Below are 7,262 nucleotides of genomic sequence, written 5' to 3'. Positions count from 1 at the left end.
TCAGGCCATCAACCAAAAACAAAAAACTTTGGTATCAACAAACTAGACACACTATTGAGTTGACAAACAACAAACCACACCTAAGCTTTTATCCAGAGCCATGAGTTGGAAGTTTTGGTTGCCGCTGATTCGGAACGCTTCTCGCTGTCCTTGCGGCAACTCGACTAGCTTATCCGTTCCCCGTTTCCTTCGCAACTCGGCGTTCGCACGCCGTTGCCATTCGGAAGTCGGAGGAGGTAGCTCATCGGCCTGCCGGACCAGCGGTTCGCTGTTCGTCCTTGCGGCGACTCGGAATACATTACACACGCCCGCGGGACCGCGCAAAACGACCCTGGGGCAGGCCCGCTACCCCATGGCCCCATGCGCACGCGGCGTCGTCGCCCCGCCCCGAGCCGGGCATCGACACGGCGCCCGCAGGCAACGGCCGCGCAATCACGTGGCCGTGGCCGCGCAAGCCTGTTGCCCGGGTGGCTGCTTCAGTCCCGCAAGAGGTTCTTGCGCACCTTGCCCGTGGCCGTGCGCGGCAGCTCGTCACTGAACACGACCGAGTCCGGCACCTTGAACCCGCTGAGCTGGTCCCGGACGTGGTCGCGCAGATCGTCCTCCGTGACCGTGGACCCGTTCACCCGCACCACGTGTGCGACCGGGCGTTCGCCCCACTTCTCGTGGGCTACCCCCACGACGGCGACGTCCACGACGTCCGGATGCGAGTAGAGGGCCTGCTCCACCTCGATGGACGAGATGTTCTCCCCACCGGAGATGATGATGTCCTTGGCGCGGTCCCGCAGCTGGATGTAGTTGTTGGGATGCATGACCCCCAGGTCACCCGTGTGGAACCACCCGCCCTCGAATGCCTTCCGCGTGGCGGGCACGTCCTTGTAGTAGCCGATCATCACGTTGTTGCCCCGCAGCACCACCTCCCCCACGGTCGTACCGTCCGCCGGCGCGTCCTCGAGGGAGTCGTCCACCACGCGGGCGGATTCCGCCTGGATCATGGCCACGCCCTGCCGGGACATCTGCTGCGCCCGCTCCTGGGGCGAGAGTTCACGCCACTGTTCCTGGGGTTCACAAATGGTGATGGGGCCGAAGACCTCGGTGAGCCCGTACACGTGGACGATGTCGAAGCCCGCGCTCTCGAGCCGTTCGATGATGCTCGGCGCGGGCGGGGCCCCGGCGGTCGTGATCCTGATGGCGTGCTCGAGCGGGTGGGCCTCCGAGGCGTCCACGATGATCGAGCACACGGCCGGTGCACCGCACAGGTGGGTGATGCCCTGCTCGTCGAACGCGCGCCAGATCTCGTCCGCGCGCACGACCCGCAAGCACACGTGCGTGCCGCCCGCGGCGGTCACGGCCCACGTGGTGCACCACCCGTTGCAGTGGAACATGGGCAGGGTCCACAGGTACCGCGTGGCGCCGGTAAACCCGTTGTGGAAGACCTCCCCCAGGCTGTTCAGGTACGCCCCGCGGTGGCTGTACAGCACCCCCTTGGGTCGCCCCGTGGTGCCGGAGGTGTAGTTCAGGGTGATGGGCGCGTTCTCGTCCGCGACGCCGTAGCCGACGACGCCGTTCCCGCCCGATGCACCCGGTCCTGCCGGCTGGGCGGGCTCGACGTCGATGAATTCCTCGAACGTGGGTACGCCCGACCCCGCGCCGTCGCGAACGGGGTGGACGTCCGACTCCGGGTCCGCGATCTGCACGAGCGTCACGCCCGACCCCTCCCCGAGGGCCTGGGCGACGGTCTCGAGCACCGAGCTGTCCGCGAGGACCACGCGGGCCTCGCAGTGCTCCAGGATGTAGCTCAACTCGCGCGCGCTCAGCCGCGGATTGAGCGGGACCAGGATCGCACCGGCCGCCGGGACGGCGTAGTGCGCCATGAGGGTCGCGGGCAGATTGGGCGCGATCACGGCCACCGTGGGCCACGACCGCTCGAGCAGCGCGGCGCCCTGGAAGGACTCGTCCGCGTCCCCCGAGGCCACTGCGGAGCGAGCGGACCGGGCAGCATCACCCGGCCCGACGGTCCCGGGCGACCCAGCGGCGTCGTCGGACCCCGCTGTCATGCTGGACGCAGCGGTACCCGCCGAGCCGTCGGAACCGGGCAGCAGCGGCAGCAGCGCCGTGGCGAACCGGCGCACGTCCCGTTCGAACTGCTCGTAGGTCCACACCCGCGAGCCGTGCACGATCGCCGGGCGGTCGGGGAAGACCTCGGCGCTGCGCTCGAGGAAGCGCAACGGGGTCAGCGGCTCGGTGTTCGCGAACATGGTGCTCCTGAACGGTCATGGCCCGGCACGCGCCGGACGGGCGCGAACCGGGCCGTGTGGGCACGAGCGGATCAGTTGTAGGCGGAGAAGCCCGTGATCGACTTGCCGATGATCAGGGCCTGCACCGTCTCGGTCCCCTCGTAGGTGTGCACGGCTTCCACGTCCGCGAAGTGACGTGCGACACGGTTCTCCAACAGGATGCCATTACCGCCGAGCAGATCGCGAGCGTTGGCCGCGACCTGGCGCGCCGTGCGGGTGGCGGTGTACTTGGCCAGCGAGGCCTGCGGTCCGGTCAGGGTCCCGGCCTCCTCCTTGCGGGTCATGGCCATCACGAGGGTCTGGATGGACGTGAGTTCGCTCAGCATGCGGGCCAGGCGCTCCTGCACGATCTGCGACGCCGCCAGCGGGCGGCCGAACTGCACGCGCTGCGCCGCGTACTGCACCGCGGTCTCGTAGCACGCCTGGGCGTGGCCCACCGCGGCCCACCCCACACCGATGCGGGTCGCGAACAGGACCGAGGCCGTGTCCCGGAAGGACCGGGCGTTCGGCAGGACGTTCTCGGTGGGCACGAACACGTTCTCCATGCGGATCTGGGCCTGGTGGATGGCCCGCAGGGAGAGCTTCCCGCGCATGGTGGTACCGGTGTAGCCCTCGGAGTCCTGGGGCACCACGAAACCGTGGACCGCGCCGTCCTCGTCGCTGCGGGCCCACACCACGGTGATCCCGCCCATAGAGCCGTTGCCGATCCACTTCTTCTCGCCGTTGAGGACGTAACCGCCCTCCACGGGGGTCGCGCGCGTCTCCAGGCCGATCGAGTCCGAGCCGTGGGCCGGCTCGGTGAGCGCGAAGGAGCCGAGCAGCTTGCCCGCGGCCATGTCCGGGAGCCAGCGGTCCTTCTGCTCGTCGCTGCCGCACATCGCGATCGAGCGCATGGCCAGACCACCCTGCACACCGGCCACGGTGGACACCGAGCCGTCCCCGCGCGCCAGTTCCATGGTCACGAGTCCCGCGGCGAGCTTGGACATCTCGTCCATGCCCGGCACCGCCACGCCGTCGCGCAGCAGGTCCAGCTCGCCCATCCGGGCCACGAGATCCAGGTTGTACTCGCTCTCGTCCCAGTACTGCGCGATCACGGGCAGGACGTCCTCCTGCACGAAGGAGCGGGCACGCATCCAGTGCGCGCGGTCCGCGTCCGAGACGTCCGTGAAGACTCCCGCCTCGTCCGTGCCCAGGGCCTCGGTGAGCGTGTATTCCGGTTCCAGCGTGCCTTCGGGGAAGTTCTCCGAGGTGGGTGCCGTGTTCTCAGTGGTCATGACTGGTCCTTCGCGATCAGGGGTTCAGTGCTGGGCGGCGTCGAAACGTCGTCCGCGGACGCGCTCGGCAGCGCCGGTGCGGTCCAGGTAGGGGGTGATGCCACCCAGGTGGAACGGGTAGTTGGCGCCCAGGATCATGCACAGGTCCACATCGCGCGCGGAGGCCACCACACCCTCGTCGAGCATGTGCCCGATCTCGTCCGCGAGCGCGTCCTGGACGCGCGTGAGCAGCTCTCCCCCGGCGCCGTCGTCCGACGACGCCGCGACGCCGCTCTCCTGCCGCGTGCGCTCGAGCGCGTCGTGGGCCTCGGGCGAGAGGTAGGTCTGTGAGGTCTCGCCGCGCGCGGGCAGCGTGTGGGTCAGACCGGCGTCCGCGACGGCGTCGAGCCACGGCGAGAGCGTGAACCGGTCCGGGTAGGCGTCGTTCATGGTGTGCGTGATATGCACGAGCACGGCCGGGCCCACGAAGTCGAGCAGCTGCAGCGGGGTCATGGGCAGCCCCATGGGGTCGAGGGCGTGGTCCACGGTCTGCGGATCGCCGCCGGCGTCGATCGCGCGGCCAATCTCGTCGAACATGCGGGTCAGCACGCGGTTGACCACGAAGCTCGGGGCGTCCTCCACGCGCACCGCGATGCGGCGCAGCTTGGCGGCGAGGTCGAACGCGGTGGCCAGGGTGGAGTCGTCCGTCTGCTGCGCGGAGATGATCTCGAGCAGCGGCGTGACCTCCACCGGGTTGAACACGTGGAAGCCCACGAGCCGCTCGGGGTGCTTCAGGTCCCGACCCATGGCCGTGACGGACAGGGACGAGGTGTTGGTCGCGAGGATCGCGTCCTCGCGGATCACGGGCTCCCACTGCGCGAAGACCTGCCGCTTCACCTCGAGTTCCTCGAAGACGGCCTCGATCACGAAGTCCGCGTCCGCGAGGTCCTGCGGGCTCTCGGCCCCCGAGATCAGGGATCCGAGCTGTTCCGCCTGCTCCACGCTCATGCGGCCCTTCTCGGCCTGGGCGGTGAAGCGGTCGCGGGTGCGCTGCACGCCCGTGGCGAGGCGCTCGTCGTCGAGGTCGGTCATCACCACGGGGACCCGGGCGCCCTGGGCGAGCAGGGACGCGAGCTGACCCGCCATGAGTCCCGCGCCGATCACCGCCGCCTTCTTGATCGGGCGCACGGTAGCGTCCGGGACGTTCGCGGCCTGCTTGCTGCGGGCGCTCACAAGTTCGAACGCGTACAGGGACGCGCGGGCGGCGTCGGACTGCACGATCGAGCTGAAGAGCTGGACCGCGGCGGCACCGTTGGCCTGGCGGGTGTCGGTGCGGGCGCGGCCCACGAGGTCGATCGCGGCCACCGGGCCGGGAGCGGCACCGTGCCACGCGGCGTGGGCCTTGGCGGCGGCCTTGTCCACGGCGGCCTGCCAGGTCTGTTCGTCGTCGTCGGCGCGGCGCGGTTCGTGCTTGCCCTCGAGGGCCTCCACGACCCAGCGCTGCCACGCCGTCTCCCACTCGTCCGTGCCGGGGGCGGCATCCAGGACGGCGTCCACGAGACCGATCTCCGCGGCCTTGGCGGGCTTGAGGTTCCGCCCGCGCATGGAGTCCGTGACGATGATGTTCAGTGCCGCCTCGGCGCCCACCAGGTGCGGTAGCAGGTAGACGCCGCCCCAGCCCGGGAAGAAGCCCAGTCGGCACTCGGGCAGACCCATGGGTGCCTTGCCGGACGTGGCCAGGCGGAAATCGGTGTGCAGCGCGAGTTCCAGACCGCCGCCGAGGGCCACTCCCGTGATGAGCGAGAACGTGGGAACGGGCATCTCCGCCAGGACGCCGAAGGCCTCGTGCCCGGAGCCGATGTAGTCCTCCGAACCCCCGTCGAACTGTGCGGCGCGGATCTCCTTGAGATTGGCGCCTGCACCGAACGACTTCTCGTTGCCCGTGACCACCACGGCCTCGACCTGCGAGGTGTCAATGGCCGAGAGCTCCCGGCGCAACTCGCGCATGGCCTCCGAACCCCAGATCACGAGCCCGTTGGGCTCGGTGGAGCCCAGGGACACCAGGGCGATCGGTCGTTCCCGCCCGGGCAGGACGGGACGGGTCACGTCGATGGTCACGGTGGACGGGAAGGTCTGTTCGCTCACGCTTGGCTCCTGTGTCTGGGCGAAAGGTGGTGTGGCCCACAGTATCGCGAGAACAGTCTGCCGTGAGACTGCGTCTCACGTCAAGACATTCAGTGTCACCCGGCCCCCGGATGCCCGGTACGTCCTGGATAGGCTGATCCCGATGACTCTCCAGCTGCCGCTGCACTCGGACCGCTTGCGCTTCCGCTGGCCCACCGATGCCGACATCGAGCCCATGCACTCCTACCAGTCCCGCGAGGACTACGCCATGCACGCGTGGCGCGAACCCCGCGACATGGACCACGTGATCAGGACGGTCGAGGCCAATCGCGAACCGGGGTCCTGGTCCTCCGACGGTGACAGCCTGCGGGTCGCGATCTCCCCTCACGACTCCGACGAGCTCGTGGGCGAGATCGTGCTGACCCTCGTGGACGCGGAGTCCGCGCAGGTGGAGATCGGCTGGGCGTTGCACCCGGATCACACGGGCAAGGGGTACGCCGCGGAGGCCGCGCGCGCCGCCGTCGACGCCGCGTTCGAGCACCTCGGCGCGCACCGAGTCTTCGCGCGCCTGGACAGTCTCAACGTGGCGTCCGCGAAGGTCTGCGAGCGCGTGGGCATGCGCCAGGAGGCGACCCTGCGGGAGAGCCACTACCAGTTGGGCGAGTGGCGCGACGAACTCGTCTACGCGGTGCTCGTGTCTGAGCGACGCGCGGACTGATCCGCCGCGGGGACGCTCACCTCGTCGGAGGGTCGTGCCCCGGCGACCCCTGCGCCGTCGGAAGTATCCTGCTCCCCGTCGGGCCGGGTATCCCGCGCGAGCTGCGTGCCGCCCGGGGCCAGGGCCTCGTACACCGAGCGCGCCGTCCGCTCGGCGACGTCCCGCGCGTCGACCCCCTCGGGGACGACGACGACCACGGGCGCCGGGCCCGCGCCGTCGTCCGCGGAGCGAGGTTGCTGAACCGGGCGCCCGGGAGCGGACGAGAGCCCGAAGAGAGTGCACAACCACGCGATCCGCCGATTGAGCCCCGCGGCCAGGCGTTCACCGTCAGCAGCCTGGGGATCGTGCAACCACGTGCGCAGGTAGGCGTTGTGCACGGCCACGGTGGCGGAGGCCAACGAGATCGCCGTGACCCGACGGTCGGGACCGTCCGGCAGGACGCGGCGCAGGAACTCCCGGAACACCCGCTCGTACCGGTGCGACGTGGCGAGCTCCCGGTCCCGCAACGCCTCGACCCGCTGCAGCAGTCGGTGTCGTGCGAGCGCACGGTCGGCGTGGTCCAGGTTGTACCGGAACACGAGCTGCACGCCCTCACTCACTCCCGCCTGGGCGGTGAGGTGCGGGCGGTTGAGCAACTGCTCCAGCCGCTCCAAGTTGGACGCGTGGTCCGCGAACACGATGTCCTCCTTGGACCCGTACTTGCGGAAGAACGTGGCGCGACTGACCCCCGTGGCGTGCGCGAGCTGGTCCACGGTGGTGGCGTCGTAACCCTGCGCTGCCAACAGGCGGATCGCTGTGGTGACGGCGTCGCCGCTCACCCCGGGTGCGGTACTCATCTGGCCTCCTGCGGTGATGGTAGCCGTGCGGCGG

The 7,262-nt window shown here is 69.7% G+C and carries 5 protein-coding genes; 1 reads left to right on the top strand and 4 read right to left on the bottom strand.

Annotated features, from left to right (window positions below):
• Positions 1-476: 476 nt before the first annotated feature.
• The 3 genes from AS25_RS09010 to AS25_RS09000 form a co-directional block, all read right to left on the bottom strand.
• Positions 477-2,258: an AMP-binding protein gene (locus AS25_RS09010; RefSeq protein ID WP_035964453.1), complete on the bottom strand. Its 1,782-nt coding sequence runs from the start codon at positions 2,256-2,258 to the stop codon at positions 477-479.
• Positions 2,259-2,329: 71 nt separating this feature from the next.
• A complete protein-coding gene (locus tag AS25_RS09005) occupies positions 2,330-3,571 on the bottom strand; it encodes an acyl-CoA dehydrogenase family protein (protein WP_035964452.1) in 1,242 nt (413 codons plus the stop codon).
• A 24-nt stretch (positions 3,572-3,595) separates the two neighbouring features.
• Positions 3,596-5,695 carry a 3-hydroxyacyl-CoA dehydrogenase NAD-binding domain-containing protein gene (locus AS25_RS09000; RefSeq protein WP_035964450.1) on the bottom strand — a complete coding sequence of 700 codons (2,100 nt, stop codon included), beginning with the start codon at positions 5,693-5,695 and terminating at the stop codon, positions 3,596-3,598.
• Between the two features lie 142 nt (positions 5,696-5,837).
• Here AS25_RS09000 and AS25_RS08995 point away from each other — a divergent pair, with 142 nt between their 5' ends.
• Positions 5,838-6,392, top strand: a complete 555-nt coding sequence (locus AS25_RS08995) for a GNAT family N-acetyltransferase (RefSeq protein ID WP_035964449.1) — start codon at positions 5,838-5,840, stop codon at positions 6,390-6,392.
• Here the strand turns inward: AS25_RS08995 and AS25_RS13845 are convergent.
• Entirely contained in the window at positions 6,356-7,228 is an 873-nt protein-coding gene (locus AS25_RS13845; RefSeq protein WP_052160860.1) for a TetR/AcrR family transcriptional regulator, read from the bottom strand. The genes AS25_RS08995 and AS25_RS13845 overlap by 37 nt on opposite strands.
• Positions 7,229-7,262: the final 34 nt, after the last annotated feature.

The sequence above is a fragment of the Kocuria marina genome (assembly GCF_000786655.1).
Classification (GTDB): Bacteria; Actinomycetota; Actinomycetes; order Actinomycetales; family Micrococcaceae; genus Kocuria; species Kocuria marina_A.
This window is presented reverse-complemented; position numbering and strand designations above follow the sequence as displayed.